This is a genomic window from Blattabacterium cuenoti, from assembly GCF_014252015.1.
Classification (GTDB): Bacteria; Bacteroidota; Bacteroidia; order Flavobacteriales; family Blattabacteriaceae; genus Blattabacterium; species Blattabacterium cuenoti_U.
This window is the reverse complement of record NZ_CP059206.1, coordinates 593,064-618,894: the sequence shown is the minus strand read 5'-3', so window position 1 is coordinate 618,894 and position 25,831 is coordinate 593,064. Positions and strand designations below refer to the sequence as shown.

The window sequence follows — 25,831 nt, the reverse complement described above, 5'->3', positions numbered from 1 at the left end:
AATATATGTTTTCAGAAAAAGAAATACAAAAAATAAGAAGTCAATTTCCTATCTTGAAAAAAAAAATATATTCCAATCCTTTAGTTTATGTGGATAATGCAGCAACTACTCAGAAACCTATAGAGGTTATTCAAGCATCCCAAAACTATTACTATACTATGAATTCAAATGTTCATAGAGGATTACATTACCTTAGTCATAAAGCTACTCTACATGTAGAAAATGTAAGAAAAAAAATTCAAAAATTTATTAATGCAAAACATTCTTCTGAAATTATATTTACAAAAGGAACTACGGAATCGATTAATTTGGTAGCTTCTAGTATGGACGCTTTTATAAAAAAAGGAGATGAAATTATTATTTCTCAGATAGAACATCACTCAAACATAGTTCCATGGCAGATTCTATGTAAAAAAAAAGGAGCTATTTTAAAAATAATACCCATTTACGAAAATGGTTTTTTGAAATTAAAAGATTTTGAATTTTTAATTTCAAAAAAAACAAAAATAGTATCTATCAGCCATATATCTAATGTTTTAGGTATTATTAATCCTGTTAAAAACATTATTGACAAATCTCATGAGTATGGAGCTATAGTTCTAATTGATGGAGCTCAAGTTCCTTCTAATTTAGATTTAGATGTACAAGATTTAAATGTAGATTTTTATGTTTTTTCTGCGCATAAGATGTATGGCCCTACTGGAATTGGTATATTATATGGAAAAAATCAAATATTAAATAAATTAGATCCTTATCAATTTGGAGGCGAAATGATTAAAAATGTAAGTTTTAATAAAACAACTTATTCAGATTTACCATTTAAATTTGAAGCAGGAACACCAAATATAGAAGGAATTATTGTATGGGGATATGCTATAGATTTTATAAAAAAAATAGGAGTATCAAATATTCAATCTTACAAAAAAAAACTTTTAATGTATGCTATTCAACGTTTAAGTTCAATAGATGGAATTCAATTATATGGAGAGACCAAAGATCTTTCAAAAAGATCTGGTATTATTTCATTTAACTTAAATCAGTTACATTGTTTTGATGTAGGTAGCGTTTTAGATCGTTTAGGAATTGCGGTAAGAACAGGACATTTATGCGCACAACCTCTTATGAATTTTTTTAAAGTTTCAGGAATGATTCGTGTTAGTTTTTCTGTATATAATACTTTTAAAGAAATAGATTATTTATTTGAAGGAATCTTAAAAGCAAAAAAAATATTATTAAATTAAAGTAAATTATATATATGATATATGCTATTGTTAATATAAATGATAAACAATTTAAACTTATTGAAAATAAATATATTTATGTTCCTCATGTTTCTGCGAATGTGGGAGAAAAAATATTATTAAATCAAGTTTATTTCTTTTATAAAGAAGGAAAAATTTTTTTAGGAAATCCTTATTTAGAAAAAATAAATGTCAAAATAGAAATTTTACAACATATAAAAGGGAAAAAGATTTTTATTTTTAAGAAAAAAAGAAGAAAAGGATATAAAGTAAAAAATGGATTTAGACCTTTATTTTCTAAAATAAAAATAATTTCTTTTTTGGAAAAAAAATAAAATAATATGGCTCATAAAAAGGGTTCTGGAAGTTCTAGAAATGGAAGAGATTCAGTAGGAAGAAGATTAGGAATTAAAATATACGGAAACCAATACGCAAATTCTGGTAATATCATAGTTCGTCAAAGAGGAACAAAACATCATCCTGGTAAAAATGTGGGAATAGGAAAAGATCATACCTTGTACGCTATAAAAAATGGCTATGTTTCTTTTAAAAAGATAAGAAATAATAAATCTATTGTTTCTATTATAGAAACTCAGACTGGGTAGTTCAAATAGGATAGAACAACAGTTTCCTAAACTGTAAGTTGTGGGTTCGAATCCCTCCCCGGTTACTAAATTTGAATGGTCCCAGCTGGATTTGAACCAGCGACACCCTGATTATGAGTCAGGTGCTCTAACCAACTGAGCTATGGGACCTATAAAAAATGGAAACTGTGCAAGTTTACAACATTATTTTTCCTATTACAAATTTTTTTATAAAATTTTTTGCATTTTATATTTGCAAAATAAATAAAAGTTGTTTTTAATTTAATTGACGAAATTATGATATGAAAAAAATGAGTTTAATTAAAAATGATAAATTATCTTCAATATTTTTTGTAGAAATAGCAGAAATACTTAATGAAGAAATCCGTTATAGTCAAAGGAAAAATAAATTTTTAGTTACTTTGATTAAAGTGTGTATTACTCCTAATATGAACTTAATAAAAGCATATATTAGTATTTATCCTTTTTCGGATAAAAATATATTGAGATTTATCCGTTCTAAATCTAAATTTTATAGAAAATTACTCTCTGAGAGATTGAGATATCGTGTTAAAAAAATTCCAAAATTGGATTTTTGTGCTGCTATATAAAATTTAATAATTTTTGAGTACTTCTTTTTATATATCTATACGTTATTTTTTTTATAAAAAAAAAAATAATATTGTTAATTTTATTGTTTTTTTATCAATTTTATCCATTGGGGTATCCACTTTTTCTTTATCCACAATTTTATTTATTTTTTCTGGATTAGAAGATTTAAATAAAAAATTTTATAAAATTCATTATCCTGATATTACTATTTCCTATTTAAATGAAAAAAATTTTTTTATTGATAATAATATCATAATAAAAAAAATAAAATCTATACAAGGAATTAAAGCCTTTTCTAAGACCATGGAAAAAAAAGTTTTTTTACGTTATAAAAATCATGAATATTTTATTTTTTTAAAAGGAGTGGATTTAGAATATGAAAAAGTGATGAAAAAATTTAAAAAAACAAATTTAAAAAACAGTAAGATTGATTATTTAAATATATATGTAGGATGGTCTTATATAGCTTCATATTTTCCAATATTACTATATCATGTAATAAATATGCCTTTGCAAATATTTATTTTCGATTATAAAAAGAATAATAAAAATACTTTGAGTTTATTTTTTATGAAAAAAAAGGCATTTGTACAAGGAATTTTTAATTTTAGTCCTAAAGTGGATAGAGAATATTTTTTTTGTGATTTATCTGAACTTCAGAATGTCATGAAAAAAAAAATTTTTCATGCATTGGAAATAAAAGTTCATGATAAAATGAACATAAACAATATGAAAAATATTTTAGTAAAAAAATTAGGTCCCAAATTTAATATAAAAACACGGATAGAAAAAGAAAAAATTTTCTATAAAATTCTGAATACAGAAAAAATATTTGTATATTTTTTGTTTGTTTTAATGACATTAATTACTGGATTTAATTTATTTAGTGCTATTTATATTTTACAATTAGATAAATTTAAAGAACTTTTTACATTATGGAGTATAGGTTTTTCTTTACATAGAATTAAAATAGTATTTTTATATATTGGATTTTTAATTACTATTTTTGGATGCTTAAGTGGTTTATTGATGTCTTATACTATTTCTTTGATACAAGAAAAATATAAAATATTTAAGGTGGCAAAAAAAATTCCTTTTCCTGTTAAAATTACAGGAAAAGATTCTTATATAGTTATATGTATTATTTTAATCATAGGATCCATCATATCTTTTTATTCTTTAAAAAGAATCAATAATATTTATAAATAATATGTTTTTAAAGATTCAGATGCTTCTACATTAAAGAATATTTCTTTTGCTTCTTTTTCAAATTCTTTAATATTAGGAAATCTGTTGGAATAGTGTCCTAATAACAATTTTTTGACTTGAGCTTTTTTAGCTATATATGCCGCTTGATTTGCTGTAGAATGTCCTGTATTAATAGCTCTCTTTTCTTCCGTTTTTAAAAAAGTGGATTCGTGATACAATAAATCTACATATTTTATATGCTCAATTATAGGTAAATAGAAAGAAGTATCTGAACAAAAAGCATAAGATAATATTTTGGGAGGATCAAATGTTAATTGGGAATTAGGAATAATTTTTCCATCATTGGTTTGAAAATCTTTTCCTAATTTTAAATTTTTAAAATACCCGATATTAATATCGGGTATTTTTTTAATTTCTTCCATATTTAATTTTCTATGACTAGGTTTTTCTTTAAAAAGAAATCCATTTGTATAAATTCTATGTTTTAATGGAATAGAAAAAACTTCTATTTTTTTATTATCCATGATTTTTTCTAATTTTTTAGATGATAATTCAATGTGATCTATGCAATATTTAAGTTTGGTATAAGACCATTTAAAATGAATATCTATTATCTCTTTTAATCCTTTTGGGGCGTAAATACTCACTGATTTTTCTCTACCTAATAGATGAAACGTAGATAACAATCCAATCAATCCAAAAAAATGATCTCCATGTAAATGAGATATAAATATGTGTATTATTTTATTAAACTTTATTTTTGCTTTTCTTAATTGAACTTGCGTTCCTTCACCACAATCAATGAGAAAAGAATATCCTTTCATTTCCAATATTTGAGCAGTGGGATGAAACTTTTTATTGTTAGGTATAGAAGAATGACATCCCAAAATAGTTAATGAAGGCTTTTTCATCATGAAAAGTTTTTTTCAAAAAAATTTTTAATTCATGTGTATAATCAATATTCTTTTTAGTAAAAAATTGAATTCATTTATGTTTTCTTTCTTTTTTTTAAAAGAAAAATACCACCAATAACTATTATAATAAAAGCTATTATTAAGATGAATTCAATATTCATATTTACTTTTTTTGTAGTATTTCCATTTTTCATAAAGAAAAACATCGTTAAAATAGCGAAAGCATTATTAAAAATATGTAACAATATACAATCTATAATAGAAGAAGTTATAAAATAAATGAATCCTATAAAACTTCCAATGATAATCCCCCCTACAAATTGCCATGGATTCATATGAGTTAATCCAAATAAAAATGAAGAGAATAAAATAGCTTTTATAGGATGTATTTTATTTTTTAACATTCCATTCAAAATAATACCTCTAAAAAGAACTTCTTCACATATAGGAGCTAGCAATACTGTAGTGGAAAAAAAAGGAATTGGATTTTTAATTTCTTCTTTTAGAAATTCTTCGATTTCTTTGTACATATTTCCTAATATAGGTCCTTCTCTAGGAACCAATGAAGAAATATATTCATTGAGAATAATCATGCAAAACATCATACAAAAAATAATAAAATAAGTATACCATGTAGATAATTTCATGGATAAATCTATAATGAGATTTTTTTTTTGAGCTTGATGAGATATAAAAATAAATAAAAAAATGAAGGGAAGAGTATATGATATGGAAAATATCATGCCTTCAGGAACATTAATAGAAATTAATAATTTTCTAAGAATTGCATTCAAAAAATTTAAAGTAGTAAATGCCACTATTAATAAGATAGATTCTATATAATTTATTTTAAAATAATTCTTCATAATAAATGTTAAAAATTCGTATTTTATTTTTATGTTTAATATGATTCTGTTATTGCTTCCTACATTATAAAAATATTTAATTTAGTGAAAGTTGATTTTATTTTTTACATGTTTTTGAAAGATAAAAACAATTTTGTTATTAATCATGAATAGTAGAATGCTTTGTAATAAAAAATTAAAATTATTATGTTGTATTTAGATATCATATCTCTATTTCAGAATTATGAATCTTTTAAAGATAGTAGTATCAGTTATTCAAAAATTTTTAGATATTCTGAATTATTACAAGTTATAAATAAGTACAAAGATATATGTTCTGTTGTTCCTATAGGATTCTCTATAGAGAAAAGAAAAATTTTCAAAATAAAATGGGGTATAGGAAAAATAAAAATATTAATTTGGTCTCAAATGCATGGAAATGAAACTACAGGAACAAAATCTATGTTTGATATTTTTCATTTATTCTTAATAAAAAAAAATAGTGATTTAGTTCAATTTTTAAATAAAAATTTGACTATTTTATTTATTCCTATGTTAAATCCTGATGGATCTGAAATATTTAAAAGAAGAAACGCTATAAATATAGACTTAAATAGAGACGCGATTCGTTTACAATCTCCAGAAATACAAATTTTATTTCAGGAAATAGAAAAAAGTAAACCTGATATTTTATTTAATTTACATGATCAAAGAAGTATTTATAACGTTGGTCATAAAAATTTTAATCCTGCTATTTTATCTTTTTTATCTCCTTCTGTATCTACAAAAAAAGATGTTTACTCTATGAGTAGAAAAAAATCTATGGGAGTTATAAATTTTATAGCAAAAAAACTTCATAAAATTTTACCTAAAATCGGATCTATAGGAAGATTTTCTGATAAATTGTATCCTACGGCAACTGGAGATAGGTTACAAAAATTAGGTTATCCTTGTATTTTAATTGAATCAGGAAATTATCCTAAAGATTATCAAAAAAGAACTGTTAGAAAATATAGTGTATTATCTATTCTTACAGGAATTTATTTTATTTCTTATAAAAATTATAAAGGAGAATATATTGAAAAAAATTATAAATCTTACTTTTCCATTCCAGAAAATGAAGACATCTTATTTGATAAGATATATAGAAAAGTGCAAATAGAAAAAAATAAAAAAAAATTTTTTGTAGATATAGGATTAATGAATTTTGAAAAATTTGATTCAATAAAACAAAATATTTCTATTTATACTAAAATAGTAGATATAGGTGACTTATCCAATTTTTTTGCCTATGAAGAATCTATTGTCATAGGTAAAAATTTTTATGGAGAAAAAGGAGAAAATTTTCCTGAAATTGGAAATGTAGAATATTTTAAAATTTTATAATTGATTTTTTTATTTTTTAAAAATAGATACTGTAAGTCTTTTTCTTCCTTTTTTTCTTCTTCTGGATATAATTGTGCGACCTGTTTTTGTTTTCATTCGTTTAATGAATCCATGAACGTTAACTTTTTTTCTATTCGAAGGTTGATAAGTTCTTTTCATATTATTTAAATAAAGTACATTTTTTTCTAATATTTAGAACATTAGAAAAAATATTTTTCATCTTTTTTTTTCTACTATTTTTTTCTTTTTTATATTCAGTAATCTTTTTTGAAAGGTATGAGAAAAAAAAAGTAATATCAAAACACCAATAATAAAACCTGTAAAAAAGAAAATCATACGTCTTGAAAAACTCATGAATATAATATAATAAGAAACATTCGTATAGAACATAAATTACGTAAAGTTTTTGATTTTTTTGTATTTTTTTTCTGAAAATTTATATCCAATATGATTTCTAATTTATAAAAAATTAAGTCTTTAATATATATATATGGATATGCTTGAAAAGCAAAAAACTATTGCAGGAAAAATTTCCTTACAAGGATTTGGTTTATATACTAAAAAAAAAGTAACTGTTACTTTCAAACCAGCTCCAACTCATACAGGATTTATTTTTATTAGAACAGATATAAAAGAAAAACCTCATATCAAAGCTCATTATTCTTTTTTGATAAAGGAAAGTATAGATAAAGGTATTATTTTGGAAAAAAATGGATTAAAAATTTATACTATTGAACATGTTTTAGCTGCTTTGACAGGTATGGATTTAGATAATGTAATCATAGAATTAGATAATATTGAAATTCCTATCATGGATGGTTCTTCTAAATTTTTTGTAGAAGCAATTCAAAAAGTGGGAATTATAGAACAAAACGAAAAAAGAAAATATTGTTCAATAACGGAAATTATTTCTTATGAAAATATGAATACGGGAGGAGAAATTATTGCATTACCTGCTAACAAATTTGAGATTATGACCGTTATAGATTTTAATTCTAAATATACAAAAAATGCTATTTTTAAACATCTGTATCAATTTCATAAAATCGCAAATTCAAAAATTTTTTGTATTCTTTGCGAAAAAAAAAAATTTAAGGAAGTTAGAAAAAATTCTATATATTCTTTTTTTCATGATACATTTATCTATCCAGATCAAGCCTTTAATGAAATAGCTCAACATATTCTTTTAGATATTATAGGTTTCATAACTTTAATGGGAACTAAGTTAAAAGGTAAATTCATTTTTTATAATCCAGATAATTATATTATTATGCAATTTTTAAAGGAATTAATGAATAAAATTCAAACATTAAAAAAAAATGATATTCCTGAATTTGATTTAAAAAAGAAACCTTTTTTAGATATAAAAAGTATTATGAAAATTTTACCTCATAAACCTCCGTTTCTTTTAGTAGATAAAATTATCGATTTAACAGAAAATAGTGTTGTAGGAGTGAAAAATGTAACTATGAATGAATATTTTTTTATAGGACATTTTCCTAGAGAACCAATAATGCCCGGAGTATTACAAATAGAAGCTATAGCACAAGTTGGAGGTATCCTAGTATTAAATAAACTAAGTCATCCTGAATTATATTCTACCTATTTTTTAAAAATAGATAAAGTAAAATTTAAACAAAAAATAGTTCCTGGAGATATAATTGTTTTCCAAGTTTGTTTGTTAAAACCTATGAAAAGAGGAATAGTTCATATGCAGGGGAAAGGTTATGTTAATAACAAACTTGTAGTAGAAGCAGAAGTTGTAGCCAAAATAGTTAAAAATTAAATGATGATAAATCCTTAAAATTTTAATTTTAAATCAAATGAATATCAAAAAGGGCTTATATATACAATGGAATAAAGAAATATATAAAATTATTGATTTTCTTCATGTAAAACCAGGAAAAGGATATGCTTTTGTTAGAACAAAATTGAAAAATTTGATAACAGGTCATATATTAGAAAACAATTTTTCAGCAAAACATAAATTGAAAGAGGTAACAATAGAATCTAGTTTATATAGATATTTGTATAAAGAAAGAAATATTTTCTGTTTTATGAGTGAGAATACTTATGAACAAATACAAATAGAAGAAAGGTTAATAAAAAATATAAATATAGAATTTTTAAAAGAAGGCATGAAAATAACTATTTTTTTTCATGTTATAAATGAAAAAGAAAAAATTTTTTTATTTTTAAAAATGCATTCCACTATTATTTTAAAAGTGGAACATACAGAATATGTAAAAAAAGGAGATACTATTAATAATTCCAATAAAATTGCTGTTTTAGAAACAGGAGCTAGATTATTGGTTCCTTCTTTTATCGATATAGGAGAACTTATTAAAATAAACACAGAAAATAGATCTTATATAGAAAGAGTAAGAAAATAAAATTCAAATTATTTTACATAAAAACTAATTCAGAATTATATGAGTATTTTGATAGATAAAAACATTAAAGTTCTTGTCCAAGGATTAACAGGTAAAGAAGGATTATTTCATACTGAACAAATGATAAATTATGGAACTAGTATAGTAGGAGGAATTACTCCAGGAAAAGGAGGGCAGATTTATTTAGGAGTTCCTATTTTTAACACTATAGAAGAAGCTGTAAATAATACAGGAGGAAATGTAAGTGTAATTTTTGTTCCTTCTGCTTTTGCTTCGGATGCTATTTTAGAATCCATTTATATGAACATACAAGTTATTGTATGTATAACAGAAGGAATTCCAGTTTCAGACATGATTAGAGTTAAACATTTCTTAAAAGGAAAAAAATCTCGTTTAATAGGACCAAATTGTCCTGGGATTATTTCTCCAAAAGAGTCTAAAGTAGGAATAATGCCTAATTCAGTTTTTAATAAAAAAGGAAATGTGGGTATAGTTTCTAGATCAGGAACACTCACTTATGAAGCCGCAGATCAAATTGTAAAGTTTGGTTATGGAATTTCGACTGCTGTTGGTATAGGAGGTGATTCCATTATAGGAATGAATATAAAGGAAATTATGAAACTCTTTTTAGATGATTCAGAAACTGAATGCATTGTTATGATTGGAGAGATAGGGGGTAGATTGGAGATTGAGGCTGCTGAATGGATGAAAAATATTGAAAATAAAAAACCGGTAATAGGTTTTATAGCAGGACAAGCTGCTCCAAAAGGCAAAACAATGGGACATGCTGGAGCTATTATAGAAAAAAAAATAGAAACAGCACAAGAAAAAATGAGAATAATGGAACAAACTGGAATACATATTGTTAAATCGCCGGACGATATAGGAAAAATGGTATATGAAGTTCTTTATGAATCATAATCAATATGATTCATTTACATCCCATAGAAAAATTTTTGATTATCGGATTAGGAAATCCAGGATATTTATACAAAAGAAATAGACATAATTTAGGATTTATGGTTTTGGATCAAATATCAAAAAAATATCTTTTTTCTTTTTCAAAAAAAAAATTAGGCTTCATTTCTCAATTTATCTATAATAATAAACTACTTTTTTTTTTAAAACCTTCTACTTATATGAATCGCAGTGGTTTAGCTGTTAAATATTGGATGATCAAAGAAAAAATTATATTAGAAAATATTCTTATAGTATCTGATGATATTTATTTGAATTTTGGGAATTTACGTTTAAGAGGTAAAGGAGGAAATGGAGGACATAATGGATTAAAAAATATAGAAAAAGAAATAGGAACATCTTGTTACGCACGTCTACGTTTTGGGATTAAACCAAATCATTTTGATAGAAATAATCAAAGGATAGATTCTTATGTATTAGAAAATTGGAAAAATGAAGAAATAGATTATCTATTTACAAAATTAGATATAGGTATAAAAATAATATTATCATTTGTAACAAATGGACTACAAAAAACGATGAATATGTTCAATTGTCATCCTTAATAAATTATAGCCTTGTAGTTTAATAGGATAGAATATAGGATTCCGATTCCTATGGTATGGGTTCGATTCCCTTCAAGGTTATTATTATTATTTTTTAAACTTAATTAATTATGATTCATTATATTCGTAATTTCTGTATTATAGCACATATAGATCACGGGAAAAGCACATTAGCTGATCGTTTATTAGAATTTACAAAAACAGTTTCAGAAGGAAAAAAAAAACGAAATCAGTTATTGGATGATATGGATTTAGAAAGAGAACGTGGAATAACGATCAAGAGTCATGCTGTTCAAATGGAATATCAACATAAGAATCAAATATATATTCTAAATTTGATAGATACACCTGGACATGTAGATTTTTCATATGAAGTATCACGTTCCATTGCAGCTTGTGAAGGAGCACTACTTGTTGTAGATTGTACAAAAAGTGTACAAGCACAAACAATATCCAATCTTTCTTTAGCATTAAAAAATCATCTGGTCATTATTCCTATTTTAAATAAAATTGATTTGTCGGATTCCATTCCCGAAGATGTAATGAAAGAAATCATGGAATTAGTAGGATGTAAAATGAAAGATATTATTCCTGTTAGCGCCAAAAATGGATTAGGAATTAATAATGTTTTAGATCAAATAGTAACACGTATTCCTGCTCCAAAAGGAGATCCAAAAGCCCCTTTACAAGCCATTATTTTTGATTCTTTATATAATCCATTTACAGGTATTGAAGTATTATTTAGAATAAAAAATGGTTATATACGAAAAGGACAAAAATTACGATTTATGTCCACAGGAAAAATTTATTCAGCTTATGATATAGGAACTTTGAAGCTAAAACATATTTCAAAGAATCAAATCAATACAGGAGATGTTGGGTATGTTATTTCTGGTATAAAGAATACAAGTGAAGTAAAAGTAGGAGATACCATAACAGATGCGAAAAAACCAGCTAAAAAAGCGATACAAAAATTTGAAGAATTTAAACCTATGGTTTTCGCCAGTATTTATCCAATTAATTCTGATAAATACGAAGAATTACGTTCTTCTATAGAAAAATTACAGTTAAATGATGCTGCACTTTCTTTCAGTCCTGAGTCTTCTCCCGCATTAGGGTTTGGTTTTCATTGTGGATTTTTAGGATTTCTTCATATGGAAGTAGTAAAAGATCGTCTGGAACGTGAATATGGCATTTCTGTAATACTTACGATCCCTAATGTTTCTTATAGAGTTTACAAAAAAAATGATCAAAAAGTTTTAATTAATAATCCTTCAGATTTTCCAGAAATGGAAAAATTAAAAAAAGTAGAAGAACCATATGTTTTAGTTTCTATTATTACTAAAGATAACTATATAGGAAATGTAATGTCGTTATGTATTGAAAAAAGAGGAAACATGATTGGAAATCATAATTATTTAACTTCAAAAAGAATCAAGCTTATATTTGAAATGCCTTTATCGGAAATTATATTTGATTTTTATGATAAATTAAAAACCATTTCTAATGGATACGCTTCTTTTGATTACAATTTTATCGGTTATAGAAATTCGGATTTACAAAAAATTACTGTATTGATTAATCACGAAAAAATAGAACCTTTATCTCTTTTAGCTCATAAAACCAAAGTTTTTTTTTTAGCGAGAAAAATATGTCAAGAATTATCTGTTTTAATTCCAAAACATCAATTTAGTATTCCTATTCAAATTTCTGTATCTGGAAAAATTATAGCAAGAGAAACTATTAAAGCTTTCAGAAAAAATGTTACAGATAAATGTTATGGAGGAGATGTTTCTAGAAAAAGAAAACTTTTGGAAAAACAAAAAAAAGGAAAGAAGAAAATGCGTAAAATAGGAAAAGTTGAAATTCCATCATCTGCTTTTATAACTTTTCTCAAAATCAAAAATTAATTTTATAACAAAAAAAATTATTAAATATGTCTATCAAAATAGGAATTAATGGAATTGGAAGAATAGGAAAGCTAGTTTTATTAGCTGCTTTAAATAGAAATAATGTTAAAATAATATCTATTAATGATTTGGTCTCTATAGAATATTTAGCATATATATTAAAATATGATTCCATTCATGGTTTTTTTCCAGGAAATGTTCGCATAGAAGATAAAAATTATCTAATATTGGATGAAAAACGGATAAAGGTTACTAATGAAAAAGACCCTGAAAAATTAAATTGGGGAGATTTGGATGTAGAATACGTTGTTGAATCTACTGGACTTTTTTTAACTAAAAATTTAGCTAGTGCTCATATAAAATCAGGTGCTAAAAAAGTGATATTATCAGCACCTCCTAAAGATGATATTCCTATGTTTGTTATGGGAGTAAATCATAAAAATATGAGACAAGATCAAATTATTGTATCTAATGCTTCCTGTACTACAAATTGTTTATCTCCAATAGTTAAAGTTTTAAATGATAATTTTGGTATATCTGAGGGTTTGATGACTACTATACATGCCTCTACTGCCACTCAAAAAGTGGTTGATTCTGTTTCCGCTAGAGATTGGAGAGGAGGAAGATCTTCATTGGTTAATATCATACCAGCATCAACAGGTGCAGCTAATGCAGTAGGTAAAATTATTCCTAGTTTAAACGGAAAATTAACAGGAATGGCTTTTAGAGTCCCTGTAGCAGATGTTTCCGTTTTAGATTTTACGGTTTATCTGAAAAAAAATACCAATTTTGATAAAATTAAATACTGTATGAAGCAGGCTTCTGAAACTACATTAAAAGGTATATTAGGATACACGGAAGATCCTGTAGTTTCATCTGATTTTATAGGAGACAAAAGAATTTCTATTTTTGATGCAAATTCTAGTATTATGTTAAATTCAAATTTTTTAAAAATAGTTTCATGGTACGATAATGAAGTTGGTTATTCTACAAAATTATTAGATCTTATTGATTATATGCATTCTTTATCATCATAATTAGTATTCAGTTAATAGTTCTGTTTATGTTATGGAATATACTTTAAAAAAGTAAATTTTTTTTTTTTCTTGTCAACTTTAAAAATAAAATTTTTTATTCCATTACTAATCATTAAAAATGGAGCTTTTATTACCTTATTATATATGGAAATTTGATCAAAAGTTTTTTGTGTGATAGAAATTTTAGGCGGTTTACATTCGATGAGTATATGTGGTTTTCTGTTAAATTGAACTAAAATATCTAGTCGTTTATTTAACATATTTATTTTCATAGGATGTTCTACCCATATGTTAGAGCATTTATAATTTTTTACTTCTTTTAATAAAAAAATTATATATTGACGTATTACTTCTTCTTGAGTAAAGAGATAAAATTTTTTTCTTATTACACAAAATATATGAATTTTATTTTTTATTTTTTTCAAATGTAAATATTTTCTTATAAAAAAGTTTAAATAATACATAATTTATTAAATAATAAAATATTTTTACAAAATATTAATATATAATTCTTTATAAGAAAAAAATATTTTATGTTAAAAAAAATATATAATTGTGTAATTATTGGATCTGGTCCTGCTGGTTATTCTGCTGCTATATATGCAGCCAGAGCTGATATGAATCCTATTCTTTTTAGTGGATTTCAACCAGGAGGGCAATTGACTACCACAAGTATTGTGGATAATTATCTTGGATTTCCCGAAGGAGTTAATGGGATAGATTTGATGAATGATTGTAAAAAACAAGCAGAACGTTTTAATACTCAAATAATCAATGAATCAGTCAATCAAGTTATTTTAACTGATAAAAAAGGAGGAATACATAAAATTTTTTTTGAAGAAAAAAAATATATACAAAGTAAAGGATTGATTATTGCTACAGGTTCTAGGCCTAAATTTTTAGGAATTAATAAAGAAAAAAAATTTATAGGATTAGGAATTTCTTTTTGTGCTACTTGTGATGGTTTTTTTCATAAAGATAAAAATGTAGCTGTAATAGGAGGCGGAGATACAGCTTTAGAAGAAGCAAATTATTTGGCAAAAATTTGCAAAAAAGTATATTTAATAGTTAGAAAAGATTATTTTAAAGCATCCAAAATTTTGCAATATCATATTTCAAAAAAAAATAATATCAATATTTTATTTTGTTCTCATGTTACAGAAATTATTGGAGATAATTTTTTGGAAGGAATTAGAATTTTTAATCATAAAAATGAAACAAGTAGAATTCTTTTCATTAATGGTTTATTTATTGCTATAGGTCATATTCCTAATACAGAAATTTTTAAAAATGAATTAGATTTGGATAAAAGAGGATATATTCTTGTAAAAGAAGGAAGAACTATAACTAGTAAACCTGGAGTATTTGCTGCAGGAGATGTACAAGATCCTGATTATCGTCAAGCTATTACATCTGCTGGTACCGGATGTATGGCTGCATTAGATTTGGAAAAATATTTATCTTTATGTGTATAAAATAATAGAATGAAATGCAGTCATTTTTTTGATTTTTTAATTTCTCACGCAAAAATTTATGGTTTTATTTTTCCTTCTAGTGAAATTTATGGAGGATTAAATGCCGTTTATGATTATGGGCCACATGGAGTAGAATTAAAAAATAATATAAAAGAATTTTGGTGGAAATCAATGACACAACTTCATGAAAATATAGTAGGAGTGGATTCTTCTATACTTATGCATTCTGATGTTTGGCGTGCATCCGGTCATATTGATGAATTTAACGAGTTATTAATTGATAATAAAGATTCTAAAAAAAGATATCGTCCGGAAATTTTAATTCAAGAGTATGTAGAAAAAAATTTTTCTAATGATCCTAAAAAAAAAGAAAAAATATTATCTCGTTTACATCAATCTTTAAAAAAAAAAGATTGGATAGATCTCAAAACTTTAATTGATGAATTAAGTATTTGTGATCCTATTTGTAAAACAAAAAATTGGACAAAAATTCGTCATTTTAATATGATGTTCAGAATTAAAAATAAAAAAGATTTATTTCTTCGTCCTGAAACAGCTCAAGGAATATTTTCAAATTTTCAGAATATAATAAAATCTACTAGAATGAAAATTCCATTCGGAATTGCACAAATCGGAAAATCATTTAGAAATGAAATTTTTGCAAGAAAATTTATATTTAGAATGCGGGAATTTGAACAAATGGAAATGCAATTTTTTATTCTTCCTGAAGAAGAAATAAAATGGTATGAATATTGGAAAAAAATTCGTTTAAAGTGGCATTTAGAATTAAATTTAGGATATAGAGAACACTATAAATTATGTAATCATAACCATTTGGCTCATTATGCTAGTGCAGGATCAGATATAGAATTTCATTTTCCCTTTGGATTTCAAGAAATAGAAGGGATTCATTCTCGTAGAGATTTTGATTTAAAAAATCATGAATTTTTTTCGAAAAAGAAGTTAAGAGTTTTTGAGTCTTTTTTTGAATCAGAAAGGAATTATATTCCTTATGTTATAGAAACATCTTTAGGATTAGATCGTCTTTTTTTAGCTATACTTTCTTCTTCCTTAAAAAAGGAAAAATTAAAAAATGATAAAACTCGTGTGGTATTAAAACTTCCCTATCATTTATCTCCGATTAAAGCTGCTATATTGCCTTTAGTTAAAAAAGATGGATTGCCAGAAATAGCAAAAAAAATATTTAATGATATTAGAATTCATCATAGACTAGTTTACGATCAAAAAGCAACTATTGGAAAATTGTATAGAAGACAAGACGCTATAGGAACGCCATTTTGCTTTACTGTAGATTACGATACTATAGAAACTGATACAGTAACTATGAGGAATAGAGATAGCATGGAACAGAAAAGAATTCACATTAAAGAAATATCACAAATTATAGAAAAAGAAACTGGATTAAAAAAAGTTTTAAAAAAATTATCTTATTTCATTTAATCAAATAATTTTATTTTTCTCTTATTTCAGCTTTTAATTCTTTTTTCAAAAAGAATTCAATTTCTTTCATTGAATTATTAATAATTTTATCGGTTAATGTTTCTTTTTGACTTTCAAAAAAGAAACTTATAGTATAAGATTTTTTGGAAGCAGGGAAATTTATATCTTCATATAAATCATATATTTTAATTCTTTTAATTATATAATTTTCTTTTCTTTTAATTAATTGATTTATTTTTTCAAATGAAAGAGATTTATCTACTAATATAGATAAATCTCTTTTCGAAGAGGGATACTTAGAAAACGGAACATAAATCATTTTTTTTTCTTGAATAATAGAAACTAAGTACTTCCAATCAATTTCTGCATAAAATATTTCATTTTTTTTTAAAACATTATTTTTTAATTTTCCTATTTCGACTAAACTTTTATGATTATATAATATAGAAATACTATTTTCTAATAAAGGATGATTGGAAAGAATTTGTGTATAATTATATATTCCACTTCTTTGAAAAATTTGTTCAATAATTCCTTTCAAATAAAGAAAAGGATAATTTTTAGATTCAATTTTTTCTTTTTGTGAGATAGCTAATCCAAGATAAGTTTTTTCAAAAAATTTATGATTATTTTTATAATATATTTTTCCTAATTCAAAAAATTTTATATTGTAGTCAATTCGGTTCTTGTTATAATTAGATTTTATGCAATCTATCATACTGAATAATAAGCTAGAGCGCATAAATTTACAATTTTGGTTCACAGGATTGACAATTTGAATTTCTTTTCTTTTAAAAAAAGAATTGAGTAAAAAAGAATATTTATCTTCATTTCTCATAGTAGAAGAAATAATTTCTTGAAATCCATAATTAATTAATTGTTCAAAAAGTATTTTTTGTATTTCATATTCTGTTTTATAGTAAAATTTAGGAATTGTATAAATTTTTATTTGATTATATATTGGAATATTATGAATTCCATAAATTCTGAATATTTCTTCAATTACATCTATCTCTCTTTGCACATCTATTCTATAAGTAGGTATATGAATCAATAAATATTGATCATTTTCATAGTAAATCATTATTTCTAATAATGATAAAATTTTTTTAATTTCTTTTTTTGATATTTTTTTTCCTATAACATTTGTAATTTTATTATAACGAAGTTTTATTTTTGAAAAAGATATAGGATTAGGATAACAATCTACAATATCAGAACATATTGTTTTACTTTTTATTATATCTTTTATAAGAAATGCTGTTCTTTGTAAAGCATATATAGTCTGATTAGGATCCGTTTCTTTTTCAAAAAAATGTAAAGGTTCTATTTTTATTGAATGTTTTTTTCTTATATTTCGGATAATATTGGAATTAAAACAAGCACTTCCAATAAAAATATTTTCGGTTTTAACATTTATATTGGATTGAACATGATTTATCATTCCAGCTATAGATAATGGTTTAACAGCATCATATATAACTAAATCTTCTTCATTAAGTTTTATTATCACGTTATCTGAAAACTGAAATTTTGTGTTTTTTTCCGCATTTTTTATTATAATCTTTCCATCCTCTATTTGATCCATATCAAAAATATGTATAGGTTGTCCTAACTCATACATGACAAAATTCTTTATATCTATAATATTATTTATAGATTTTATCCCTACAGATTTTAATATAGAAATTAACCAACATGGTGAGGGGCCTACTTTTATTTTAAAAATAAACATTCCGGAATATCTTATACATTTTTCATGTGTTTTTACAAAGATTTGAATATTAGATTTATTAGAATTTATCCTTTCATATATTACTGGTTTTAATAAATGAACTTTATATCCACGAAATTTTAAAACAGCATGTAAATCACGTGCTACTCCATAATGACTCATAGCATCTGTACGATTAGGTGTAATTTCCAGATCCAAAATAAAATCCTTATTTGTATTATTAATTTCTTTTACTGTTAGTCCAATATCAGTTAATATATTAGATATTTCGTTTTCATCCATGTTAAGAGGAAATACATATTTTTTAAGCCAATTCAATGATATTTTCATATTTTTATTGTGGACATAATTAATATAAAAATTGATTCTTCTTTTTTTTTATTATATAAAGGTTTTAAAATTCCCATTCTATTATAATAAAGTTCAAAATAAACAAAATCTTCATTTAAAGAAGACAAAACTTCAATTAAAAATTGAGAGTTAAAACCTATTTTCATATTTTTTATATTGTTAAAAATAACTTTACACTTAATTTCTGAAATAGAATTATTAATATCAATCGTATTTTGATTACAAATTTTTAACTTATTATGACTAAAATGAAAATCAATAAAACTTTTTTTATTTTCTTTAGAAAAAATAGAAACTCTTTTAATAGTGTTCAATAAAAGAAATTTGTTAATAATGAAAGATATATTACATTTATTATGGGGAACAACAGAAAGATAATTTGGATATTTTTCATTTATTGGTTCACATGAAAAAATATAATTTTTTGTTTTAAAAATTATATTTTTATTTTCATTATATTTAATAAAAATATTACTTTCTTTATCATTTTTTATAATTTCTTTAACTATATTTAGATATTTTTTAGATATAGTAAATTGTACCCTTCTATTTATTTTAAAATTTTTTATAGTATATTTAACTAGTTTATAAGTATCTGTTGCTACAATATTTGCTTCATGAGAAAAAAATTGAAAAAAGACACCATTTAATATAGGTTTCGATTCTTCATTTCCGGTAACAAATAAAGTTTTATTCAAGATTTTTAGAAGAACATTTGAATATAAGGATATTTTTACGGAATAAAATTTTCTTAATATATTAATATTCTCATGATTATGATTTGAATCATAAAAAATAGGAATTTTATAAATTCCCTGCTTAGAATAAATATTGAGTGTATTTTTTTTCTTCTCTATGAAAAGTTCTTCATTTGAAAATGTGGTTAAAATATCTACCATAAATTTGGTAGATACTGTGACTTTGTCTTGGGTATATTTTTTTACATTTATTTTAACATATGTATGAATTATACTTTTTGAATCTAATCTCCATATGATTTTTAATTGATTTTTTTTAAAAATTGTAAAAGTAATTGAATTCGATAAATTATTAATATTTATAATTTTATATAAAGTATGTAATTTTCTTAATAGAAAATAACTAGAAACAGAAAAATACATATTTTGTAATAATGATAATTCATTTTTATAGATGGTAGCGTGAGGGGGATTTGAACCCCCGACCTCTGGGTTATGAATCCAACGCTCTAACCAACTGAGCTATCACGCCTAAATATTGTATTAGATAAAGTTAAAGTTAGTATATTTTTATTTTATATTAATATCATAATATTATGACAGTTGATTTGAGTAATTTTAGAAAAAATTATACAAAAAATTCATTACTGGAATCTGAAGTTCCACAAGAACCTTTTCAATTATTTGATAACTGGTTTAAACAGGAAAAATCCTTTTATAAAGAAAAAAATAATGAAGAAATTAACGCTATGTCTATTTCTACTATAGGAACAGATGGAGGCCCAGAAACTAGAGTCGTTTTATTAAAAGAGTACTCAAAAGATGGATTCGTTTTTTATACAAATTATTATAGTATAAAAGGAAGATCTATTCAAAATAGACCAAAAGTATGTCTTTCTTTTTATTGGAGAAATACGGAAAGACAAATTATTGTTAAGGGAATTACATCAAAAATTAAAAGAAAAAAGTCAGATGAATATTTTTCTAATAGACCTAGAGGAAATCAAATTGGAAGTTGGGTTTCTCGACAAAGTAGGATTATTCCATCTAAACAATATTTGCTTAAACAATATAATAAATGGAATAATTTTTTTAATAAAAAAAAAATAAAACGTCCTTTTGATTGGGGAGGATATATTGTAAAACCTTACCAAATAGAATTTTGGCAAGGACAACCTAATAGACTTCATGATAGATTAGTTTATCATTCAGAAAAAGAAAATAAATGGATTTTATATAGACTATCTCCATAAAAAAAGAACAGATAGAACTTAAACTTTTTAAGTTCTATCTGTTCTTTTGAAAGATCACAATTTTGTCAATTCTGCCCCTATCTTAAATTTAGCTACTTTTTTTCCTGGAATATGTATTTTTTTTCCTGTTCTAGGATTTACTCCACTTCTAGGATGTCTTTCTACCACAGAAAAGGTTCCAAATCCTACTAAGGTCACCTTATCTCCTCTTTTTAAAGATTCAATGACTGTTTCAATAAATGCATCGGTTACGTTTCTAGCTTTTATTTTTGTTATTCCAGTTTTTTCAGCTATTGAATTAACTAATTCTGTTTTGTTCATGAATAATTAATTTAGTTTTTAGTTAACTATAAAATAATCTTATAATTAACAACAGCAATAGCAAATATATAATATATATCCATAAAGGATAAATAACTAAATTTTTTTATCTAACAAAAAGATTTTTTCTTATTTTCAATCCGTTAATCAAATTTTTTACATCCATTCTTTTTTTTCCTTCTACTTGCCCTTCAACAATAGATATAAAACCTTCTTTAACGGAAATTCTCATTTCATATTCATACGATGAAACTATGAAGATAAAACCAATTGGAAAAGTATGTGTTTCTCTTATTTTTTTAGTGAAAAAAATTTTAAATCTAACGAATCTTTTATTATTAAAAAATAACAAAGTCCATGCTGTAGGATAAGGACTCAATCCTATTATTTTATTATGAATAGATTCTATAGATGGATTTTCCCATTGTATTCTACAATCTTTAGTAGATATTTTTGGAGCATATTTTAATAAAGAAAAATCAACATTTTTTTGGGAAATAGGTTTTATTTTATTTTTTATAATACTTTCTAAAGTTTGAATAACCATATAGCCACTAATTTTTTTTAACTTATTCTCTAATTCCCCTGCAGTTTCTCCTTTTTTTATTTTAATTTCTTTTTGTAAAAGAATTTTTCCAGAATCTATTTTTTCTTCTATGAAAAAAGTGGTTAATCCAGTTTTATTCTCTCCATTAATAATTACCCAATTAATAGGAGCAGCTCCTCTATATTGTGGAAGAAGAGAAGCATGTAAATTAAAAGATCCCATTTTAGGAAAATTCCACACTTCTTTAGGTAGAACTCGAAAAGAAACAACAATTTGTATGTCTGCATTCCATATTTTTAAAGTTTCTAAAAAAGAATGATTCAGAAGATTTTTAGGTTGTAAAAAAGGAATATTTTTTTCTAATGCATATGTTTTAACAGGAGAAAATGCTTTTTCTCCTTTATTTTTAAAAAAAGGGTTATCAGGACTTGTGATTATTCCTACAATGTTGTATTGTTTAACATATAATTCTTTTAAAGAATAAAGAGAAAAATGATTTGAACCTATAAACACAATTTTTGGAAACTTTTTCATGTAATTTATTTGTAATTTAAATTCACTAATTTTATCTTGTGATTTTTATTGAAAAAGTTCATTGATTTTTGAAAATCAAATATATAAAAATAAAATGTCATTTTTTTGATTTTTTAATAATTAAAAATATCAATATATGTATTGGACTTTAGAATTAGCTTCTCATTTAGAAGATGCTCCTTGGCCTGCAACAAAAGAAGAATTGATTGATTTTGCTATTCGTACTGGAGCTCCTTTAGAAGTCGTTGAAAATCTTCAACAATTAGAAAATGGAGAAGGAGAAGTTTTTGAATCTATAGAAGACATATGGGCAGATTATCCACGTGATGATGAAGATTTTTATTGGAATAGAGATGAATATGAGCTTTAAGTTATCTATTTTTTTTTTGTGTATGACCGATTAATATATTTTTTACTTTAATGAGTTTTATAAAAAACATTTTAAATAAATTATTAGTAAATAAAAATGATAGAGACCTTAAAGAGGTTAGAAAATATTTGATTCAAATCAAAAAAGAAGAGGAAAAAATACTTTTATTATCTGACGATGAATTAAGAAATCAAACTCAGTATTTAAAAAATATTATAAAAAAGTCTACAAAAAAATTTCATGAAGAGGAAAAAAAATTATTGAAAAGAATACAAGAAAAATTTTATTCTATTAGCGTTTTAGAAAAAATATATTCAAATGTAGAAAATGTTCAAAAAGAATGTTATAAAATAGAACAAAAAGTATTAATAGATATTTTACCTAGAGCTTTTGCTATAATTAAAGAAACAGCCAAACGTTTAAAAGAAAAAAAAGAACTTATAGTAACTTCTACTTTTTTTGATGAAGAATTATCAAAGATAAAGCCTTATGTACACTTAAACGGAAATCAAGCGATTTGGAAAAATGAATGGGATGCATATGGAAAAAATATAATTTGGGATATGGTTCATTATGATGTTCAACTTATGGGAGGAGTGGTCTTACATCAAGGAAAAATAGCTGAAATGGCTACAGGGGAAGGAAAAACTTTTGTAGCCACTTTATCTGCTTATTTAAACGCTTTATCTGGAAGAGGTGTACATATTGTTACAGTGAATAATTATTTATCTAGAAGAGATACAGGTTGGATGGCCCCTTTAATGGAATTTCATGGATTAAAAGTGGATTGTATTGATAATTATTCATCTTCTGATGTAAAAAAACGTAAGAAAGCTTATCAAGCAGATATTACTTATGGAACTAATAATGAATTTGGTTTTGATTACTTACGTGATAATATGGCTTGTTCCAAAGAAGAGTTGGTTCAAAGAGAATTGAATTATGCTATTATAGATGAAATAGATTCTGTATTAATAGATGAAGCACGGACTCCTTTAATTATATCGGGACCTGTTGATTTAAAAAAAGATAATAAAGAAGAATTTGAATTATTTAAAGGAAAAGTAAAAACTTTAGTAAACAAGCAAAATATAATCGTTAATAATTTTTTACAAGAAGCAAAGAATTTAATAAAGAATGGAGATAAAAAATTGGGGGGATTAAAATTATTTCAATCCTATCGTGGATTACCTAAAAAAAAATCTCTAATAAAATTTTTAAGTGAAGACAATATTCGTTTAATTTTACAAAAAACTGAAAGTCAGTATTTACAAGATTATGGGAGAGAAATGTATAAAGTGGATAAAGATCTTTATTTTGTTATTGATGAAAAAAATAATACTGTAGAATTAACAGATAAGGGAATTGAATTTTTATCAAAAAATGTGGAAGATATAGGTTTTTTTGTTTTACCAGATGTCAATCTAGAACTAACTGAATTAGAGAAAAATAATTTATCTAAAGAAAAAGAAAGAAAGGAAAAGGAAAAACTTTTGAAAAATTTTTCTATAAAATCACAAAGAATTCACACTATAAATCAATTACTTAAAGCTTTTACTTTATTTGAGATAGATGTAGATTATGTAGTTCTAGTAGGGAAAGTTAAAATAGTAGATGAACAAACTGGTCGAATCATGGAAGGGAGACGTTATTCTGATGGCTTACATCAAGCTATAGAAGCGAAAGAAAATGTTCAAATAGAATCTTCCAGTCAAACTTTTGCTACAATAACTTTACAAAATTACTTTAGAATGTATAGAAAAATATCTGGAATGACAGGAACGGCAGAAACAGAATCTGGAGAATTTTGGCATATCTATAAATTAGATGTGGTAGTAATCCCTACACATAAAAAAATACAAAGAAAAGATTTGCAAGATCTTGTTTTTAAAACAAAACGAGAAAAATATAATGCTATTATAGAAAAAATTATTTTTTTATCTAAAAATGAAAAACGTCCCGTTCTTGTTGGAACAACTTCTGTTGAAATTTCAGAATTTCTAAGTAGAGCATTGAAATTTAAAAAAATACCACATAATGTTTTAAATGCTAAATTACATGAAAAAGAAGCAGAAATCATAGCAAAAGCAGGATTACCTGGATCTGTTACTATAGCAACTAATATGGCAGGTCGTGGAACAGATATAAAACTATCAAAAGAAGTCATTAAAAATAGAGGATTAGCAGTATTAGGAACTGAAAGACACGATTCTAGGAGAGTAGATAATCAATTAAGAGGAAGGGCAGGACGTCAAGGAGATCCGGGAAGTTCTCAGTTTTATGTATCTCTAGAAGATAATTTAATTCGTTTATTTATTGATTCTGAAAGACTTTCTAAATTAATGGATAGATTTGGGCATAAAGAAGGAGATATAATACAACATCCTTTATTGACAAAGTCTATTGAAAAAGCACAAAAAAAAATAGAGGATAATAATTTTAGTATACGAAAACGCTTATTAGATTATGATGATGTTATTAATCAACAAAGAGAATTTATTTACAAAAAACGAAGAAATGCATTGTGTGGAAACGAATTAAGTTTAGATATTTCTAATATGATCTATATTTTATTAGATGTAATGATTACTGTAAATAAATCTATCAATGATTTTAAAAATTTGGAATATGAATTTTTTCAAATTTTTGGTATTAAATTTCCTATGCAAGAAAATGAATTTTTTTATTATAAAGAATGTGATTGTGTTAACAAATTTCATGATATGATTATGAATTTTTATGATAAAAAGAAGAAAAAAATGATTGATTACGACATAAAACCCATTATATCTAACATATTAGATAAAAAAAATCATGAATTGTATCAAATACGAGTTGCTTTAACTGATGGATATCAAAATATAGTGTCTATATTAGATTTGAAAGAATTGTATAAAACAAAAGGAAAATCTTTATTATCCATGTTTGAAAAAAAGACTATATTGTGTTTTATGGATGAAAAATGGAAAGAACATTTACGTGAGATGGATAGTTTACGTTATTCAGTACAAAATGCTGTTTTTGAACAAAAAGATCCTCTTATTGTTTATAAGCAAAATGCTTTTAATTTGTTTCAAGAAAAAGTTTATGATATCAATAAAAAAACTGTTTCTTTTTTACTCAAATCCGTCATCATAACAGGAGATATTTTATGCTTTCCAAAAGAAAAAAATAATTTTAGAACGAATCTTTTTATGAAAGGAAAAGATAAGAAAAAATTAGGAAGAAACAATAGAATTAATATTCGTCATTTAATTACAGGAGAAACTAAAAATATTAAATTCAAACATATAGAATTTTTTTTAGAAAAAGGAGAATGGGTCATAGAAGATGAATCTTTTTAGATTGTGTTAATTAAAAATAAAACATATATTTTTCATCATAATTTCATTTATTATATTCTGTTATATTGGAATAAGTTTCTGGTCAATA

At 24.3% G+C, this 25,831-nt stretch carries 25 protein-coding genes and 4 tRNA genes; 19 read left to right on the top strand and 10 right to left on the bottom strand.

The features are described 5' to 3' along the window. The first annotated feature begins 5 nt into the window (after positions 1-5). The 4 genes from H0H50_RS03020 to H0H50_RS03005 all read left to right on the top strand — a co-directional run bounded on the left by H0H50_RS03020 (position 6) and on the right by H0H50_RS03005 (position 1,911). Entirely contained in the window at positions 6-1,241 is a 1,236-nt protein-coding gene (locus H0H50_RS03020; protein WP_185867448.1) for an aminotransferase class V-fold PLP-dependent enzyme, read from the top strand. A 14-nt stretch (positions 1,242-1,255) separates the two neighbouring features. Further along, on the top strand, positions 1,256-1,576 hold the full coding sequence (rplU, locus tag H0H50_RS03015; RefSeq protein WP_185867134.1) for a 50S ribosomal protein L21: 321 nt from the start codon (positions 1,256-1,258) through the stop codon (positions 1,574-1,576). Between the two features lie 6 nt (positions 1,577-1,582). Further along, positions 1,583-1,846 carry a 50S ribosomal protein L27 gene (gene rpmA / locus H0H50_RS03010; RefSeq protein ID WP_185867133.1) on the top strand — a complete coding sequence of 88 codons (264 nt, stop codon included), beginning with the start codon at positions 1,583-1,585 and terminating at the stop codon, positions 1,844-1,846. Continuing rightward, a tRNA-Arg gene (locus tag H0H50_RS03005) sits at positions 1,837-1,911 on the top strand. Before rpmA ends, H0H50_RS03005 begins: the two co-directional genes overlap by 10 nt. An 11-nt stretch (positions 1,912-1,922) precedes the next feature. On the opposite strand, the gene H0H50_RS03000 is transcribed toward H0H50_RS03005, so the two are convergent. Further along, a tRNA-Ile gene (locus H0H50_RS03000) sits at positions 1,923-1,996 on the bottom strand. Between the two features lie 140 nt (positions 1,997-2,136). Between H0H50_RS03000 and H0H50_RS02995 the strand changes: the two genes are divergently transcribed. Continuing rightward, entirely contained in the window at positions 2,137-2,436 is a 300-nt protein-coding gene (locus H0H50_RS02995; protein WP_238784198.1) for a ribosome-binding factor A, read from the top strand. A 13-nt stretch (positions 2,437-2,449) separates the two neighbouring features. Further along, a complete protein-coding gene (locus H0H50_RS02990; RefSeq protein WP_185867131.1) occupies positions 2,450-3,646 on the top strand; it encodes an ABC transporter permease in 1,197 nt (398 codons plus the stop codon). On the opposite strand, the gene H0H50_RS02985 is transcribed toward H0H50_RS02990, so the two are convergent. Next, positions 3,637-4,557: a ribonuclease Z gene (locus H0H50_RS02985; RefSeq protein ID WP_185867447.1), complete on the bottom strand. Its 921-nt coding sequence runs from the start codon at positions 4,555-4,557 to the stop codon at positions 3,637-3,639. The genes H0H50_RS02990 and H0H50_RS02985 overlap by 10 nt on opposite strands. Positions 4,558-4,634: 77 nt before the next feature. Next, positions 4,635-5,426: a CPBP family intramembrane glutamic endopeptidase gene (locus tag H0H50_RS02980; protein WP_185867130.1), complete on the bottom strand. Its 792-nt coding sequence runs from the start codon at positions 5,424-5,426 to the stop codon at positions 4,635-4,637. A 186-nt stretch (positions 5,427-5,612) separates the two neighbouring features. On the opposite strand from H0H50_RS02980, the gene H0H50_RS02975 reads away from it, so the two are divergent. Then, positions 5,613-6,791 (top strand): M14 family zinc carboxypeptidase, encoded by a 1,179-nt coding sequence (locus H0H50_RS02975; protein ID WP_185867129.1) that lies wholly within the window; start codon positions 5,613-5,615, stop codon positions 6,789-6,791. Positions 6,792-6,800: 9 nt separating this feature from the next. Here H0H50_RS02975 and rpmH read toward each other — a convergent pair whose 3' ends face one another. After that, positions 6,801-6,950 (bottom strand): 50S ribosomal protein L34, encoded by a 150-nt coding sequence (rpmH, locus tag H0H50_RS02970; RefSeq protein ID WP_185867128.1) that lies wholly within the window; start codon positions 6,948-6,950, stop codon positions 6,801-6,803. 337 nt (positions 6,951-7,287) lie between these two features. On the opposite strand from rpmH, the gene fabZ reads away from it, so the two are divergent. The 7 genes from fabZ to gap all read left to right on the top strand — a co-directional run bounded on the left by fabZ (position 7,288) and on the right by gap (position 13,654). After that, positions 7,288-8,577 (top strand): 3-hydroxyacyl-ACP dehydratase FabZ, encoded by a 1,290-nt coding sequence (fabZ, locus tag H0H50_RS02965; RefSeq protein ID WP_185867446.1) that lies wholly within the window; start codon positions 7,288-7,290, stop codon positions 8,575-8,577. Positions 8,578-8,614: 37 nt separating this feature from the next. Next, complete coding sequence (locus H0H50_RS02960) at positions 8,615-9,184, top strand: elongation factor P (protein ID WP_185867127.1); 570 nt, start codon at positions 8,615-8,617, stop codon at positions 9,182-9,184. A gap of 39 nt (positions 9,185-9,223) precedes the next feature. Then, on the top strand, positions 9,224-10,105 hold the full coding sequence (sucD, locus tag H0H50_RS02955) for a succinate--CoA ligase subunit alpha (RefSeq protein ID WP_185867126.1): 882 nt from the start codon (positions 9,224-9,226) through the stop codon (positions 10,103-10,105). A gap of 5 nt (positions 10,106-10,110) precedes the next feature. Next, a complete protein-coding gene (gene pth, locus H0H50_RS02950; protein WP_185867125.1) occupies positions 10,111-10,707 on the top strand; it encodes an aminoacyl-tRNA hydrolase in 597 nt (198 codons plus the stop codon). Between the two features lie 8 nt (positions 10,708-10,715). Beyond that, positions 10,716-10,788: transfer RNA gene (locus H0H50_RS02945), tRNA-Arg, on the top strand. Positions 10,789-10,820: 32 nt separating this feature from the next. Beyond that, positions 10,821-12,617, top strand: a complete 1,797-nt coding sequence (gene lepA, locus H0H50_RS02940) for a translation elongation factor 4 (protein ID WP_185867445.1) — start codon at positions 10,821-10,823, stop codon at positions 12,615-12,617. A gap of 26 nt (positions 12,618-12,643) precedes the next feature. Then, positions 12,644-13,654: a type I glyceraldehyde-3-phosphate dehydrogenase gene (gap, locus tag H0H50_RS02935; RefSeq protein ID WP_185867124.1), complete on the top strand. Its 1,011-nt coding sequence runs from the start codon at positions 12,644-12,646 to the stop codon at positions 13,652-13,654. Between the two features lie 29 nt (positions 13,655-13,683). Here gap and H0H50_RS02930 read toward each other — a convergent pair whose 3' ends face one another. After that, a complete protein-coding gene (locus H0H50_RS02930; RefSeq protein WP_185867123.1) occupies positions 13,684-14,118 on the bottom strand; it encodes a type I restriction enzyme HsdR N-terminal domain-containing protein in 435 nt (144 codons plus the stop codon). 69 nt (positions 14,119-14,187) lie between these two features. Here H0H50_RS02930 and trxB point away from each other — a divergent pair, with 69 nt between their 5' ends. Together trxB and H0H50_RS02920 are read left to right on the top strand one after the other, a co-directional pair. Then, positions 14,188-15,129, top strand: a complete 942-nt coding sequence (gene trxB / locus H0H50_RS02925; RefSeq protein ID WP_185867122.1) for a thioredoxin-disulfide reductase — start codon at positions 14,188-14,190, stop codon at positions 15,127-15,129. Between the two features lie 9 nt (positions 15,130-15,138). Beyond that, on the top strand, positions 15,139-16,590 hold the full coding sequence (locus H0H50_RS02920) for a glycine--tRNA ligase (RefSeq protein ID WP_185867121.1): 1,452 nt from the start codon (positions 15,139-15,141) through the stop codon (positions 16,588-16,590). 10 nt (positions 16,591-16,600) lie between these two features. Here the strand turns inward: H0H50_RS02920 and pheT are convergent, their stop codons facing one another. From pheT to H0H50_RS02905, 3 genes are all read right to left on the bottom strand, one after another. Then, positions 16,601-18,655 (bottom strand): phenylalanine--tRNA ligase subunit beta, encoded by a 2,055-nt coding sequence (pheT, locus tag H0H50_RS02915; RefSeq protein WP_185867120.1) that lies wholly within the window; start codon positions 18,653-18,655, stop codon positions 16,601-16,603. Beyond that, positions 18,652-19,797, bottom strand: coding sequence for a DNA polymerase III subunit beta (locus H0H50_RS02910; RefSeq protein ID WP_185867119.1), 1,146 nt, complete (start codon positions 19,795-19,797; stop codon positions 18,652-18,654). Before H0H50_RS02910 ends, pheT begins: the two co-directional genes overlap by 4 nt. Positions 19,798-19,829: 32 nt before the next feature. Next, positions 19,830-19,906, bottom strand: a tRNA-Met gene (locus tag H0H50_RS02905). A 64-nt stretch (positions 19,907-19,970) separates the two neighbouring features. Here H0H50_RS02905 and pdxH point away from each other — a divergent pair. Next, positions 19,971-20,627 (top strand): pyridoxamine 5'-phosphate oxidase, encoded by a 657-nt coding sequence (gene pdxH / locus H0H50_RS02900; RefSeq protein ID WP_185867118.1) that lies wholly within the window; start codon positions 19,971-19,973, stop codon positions 20,625-20,627. Between the two features lie 54 nt (positions 20,628-20,681). On the opposite strand, the gene H0H50_RS02895 is transcribed toward pdxH, so the two are convergent. Continuing rightward, positions 20,682-20,948 (bottom strand): HU family DNA-binding protein, encoded by a 267-nt coding sequence (locus tag H0H50_RS02895; protein ID WP_185867117.1) that lies wholly within the window; start codon positions 20,946-20,948, stop codon positions 20,682-20,684. Between the two features lie 106 nt (positions 20,949-21,054). After that, positions 21,055-22,029, bottom strand: a complete 975-nt coding sequence (gene fmt, locus H0H50_RS02890) for a methionyl-tRNA formyltransferase (RefSeq protein ID WP_185867116.1) — start codon at positions 22,027-22,029, stop codon at positions 21,055-21,057. Between the two features lie 136 nt (positions 22,030-22,165). Between fmt and H0H50_RS02885 the strand changes: the two genes are divergently transcribed. Both H0H50_RS02885 and secA read left to right on the top strand, forming a co-directional pair. Further along, the gene (locus tag H0H50_RS02885) at positions 22,166-22,399 is read left to right on the top strand and encodes a DUF2795 domain-containing protein (RefSeq protein WP_012821710.1); all 234 of its coding nucleotides are present in this window, start codon (positions 22,166-22,168) and stop codon (positions 22,397-22,399) included. A 50-nt stretch (positions 22,400-22,449) separates the two neighbouring features. Further along, positions 22,450-25,743, top strand: coding sequence for a preprotein translocase subunit SecA (gene secA / locus H0H50_RS02880; protein WP_185867115.1), 3,294 nt, complete (start codon positions 22,450-22,452; stop codon positions 25,741-25,743). Positions 25,744-25,831: the final 88 nt, after the last annotated feature.

Excerpts from the sequence above, each read along its gene's own strand:
- H0H50_RS03020 (WP_185867448.1), top strand. The coding sequence starts at position 6 with ATGTTTTCAGAAAAAGAAATACAAAAAATAAGAAGTCAATTTCCTATC.
- rplU (WP_185867134.1), top strand. The coding sequence starts at position 1,256 with ATGATATATGCTATTGTTAATATAAATGATAAACAATTTAAACTTATT.
- rpmA (WP_185867133.1), top strand. The coding sequence starts at position 1,583 with ATGGCTCATAAAAAGGGTTCTGGAAGTTCTAGAAATGGAAGAGATTCA.
- H0H50_RS02995 (WP_238784198.1), top strand. The coding sequence starts at position 2,137 with ATGAGTTTAATTAAAAATGATAAATTATCTTCAATATTTTTTGTAGAA.
- H0H50_RS02985 (WP_185867447.1), bottom strand. The coding sequence starts at position 4,557 with ATGAAAAAGCCTTCATTAACTATTTTGGGATGTCATTCTTCTATACCT.
- H0H50_RS02980 (WP_185867130.1), bottom strand. The coding sequence starts at position 5,426 with ATGAAGAATTATTTTAAAATAAATTATATAGAATCTATCTTATTAATA.
- H0H50_RS02975 (WP_185867129.1), top strand. The coding sequence starts at position 5,613 with ATGTTGTATTTAGATATCATATCTCTATTTCAGAATTATGAATCTTTT.
- rpmH (WP_185867128.1), bottom strand. The coding sequence starts at position 6,950 with ATGAAAAGAACTTATCAACCTTCGAATAGAAAAAAAGTTAACGTTCAT.
- fabZ (WP_185867446.1), top strand. The coding sequence starts at position 7,288 with ATGCTTGAAAAGCAAAAAACTATTGCAGGAAAAATTTCCTTACAAGGA.
- H0H50_RS02960 (WP_185867127.1), top strand. The coding sequence starts at position 8,615 with ATGAATATCAAAAAGGGCTTATATATACAATGGAATAAAGAAATATAT.
- sucD (WP_185867126.1), top strand. The coding sequence starts at position 9,224 with ATGAGTATTTTGATAGATAAAAACATTAAAGTTCTTGTCCAAGGATTA.
- pth (WP_185867125.1), top strand. The coding sequence starts at position 10,111 with ATGATTCATTTACATCCCATAGAAAAATTTTTGATTATCGGATTAGGA.
- gap (WP_185867124.1), top strand. The coding sequence starts at position 12,644 with ATGTCTATCAAAATAGGAATTAATGGAATTGGAAGAATAGGAAAGCTA.
- H0H50_RS02930 (WP_185867123.1), bottom strand. The coding sequence starts at position 14,118 with ATGTATTATTTAAACTTTTTTATAAGAAAATATTTACATTTGAAAAAA.
- trxB (WP_185867122.1), top strand. The coding sequence starts at position 14,188 with ATGTTAAAAAAAATATATAATTGTGTAATTATTGGATCTGGTCCTGCT.
- H0H50_RS02920 (WP_185867121.1), top strand. The coding sequence starts at position 15,139 with ATGAAATGCAGTCATTTTTTTGATTTTTTAATTTCTCACGCAAAAATT.
- pheT (WP_185867120.1), bottom strand. The coding sequence starts at position 18,655 with ATGAAAATATCATTGAATTGGCTTAAAAAATATGTATTTCCTCTTAAC.
- H0H50_RS02910 (WP_185867119.1), bottom strand. The coding sequence starts at position 19,797 with ATGTATTTTTCTGTTTCTAGTTATTTTCTATTAAGAAAATTACATACT.
- pdxH (WP_185867118.1), top strand. The coding sequence starts at position 19,971 with ATGACAGTTGATTTGAGTAATTTTAGAAAAAATTATACAAAAAATTCA.
- H0H50_RS02895 (WP_185867117.1), bottom strand. The coding sequence starts at position 20,948 with ATGAACAAAACAGAATTAGTTAATTCAATAGCTGAAAAAACTGGAATA.
- fmt (WP_185867116.1), bottom strand. The coding sequence starts at position 22,029 with ATGAAAAAGTTTCCAAAAATTGTGTTTATAGGTTCAAATCATTTTTCT.
- H0H50_RS02885 (WP_012821710.1), top strand. The coding sequence starts at position 22,166 with ATGTATTGGACTTTAGAATTAGCTTCTCATTTAGAAGATGCTCCTTGG.
- secA (WP_185867115.1), top strand. The coding sequence starts at position 22,450 with ATGAGTTTTATAAAAAACATTTTAAATAAATTATTAGTAAATAAAAAT.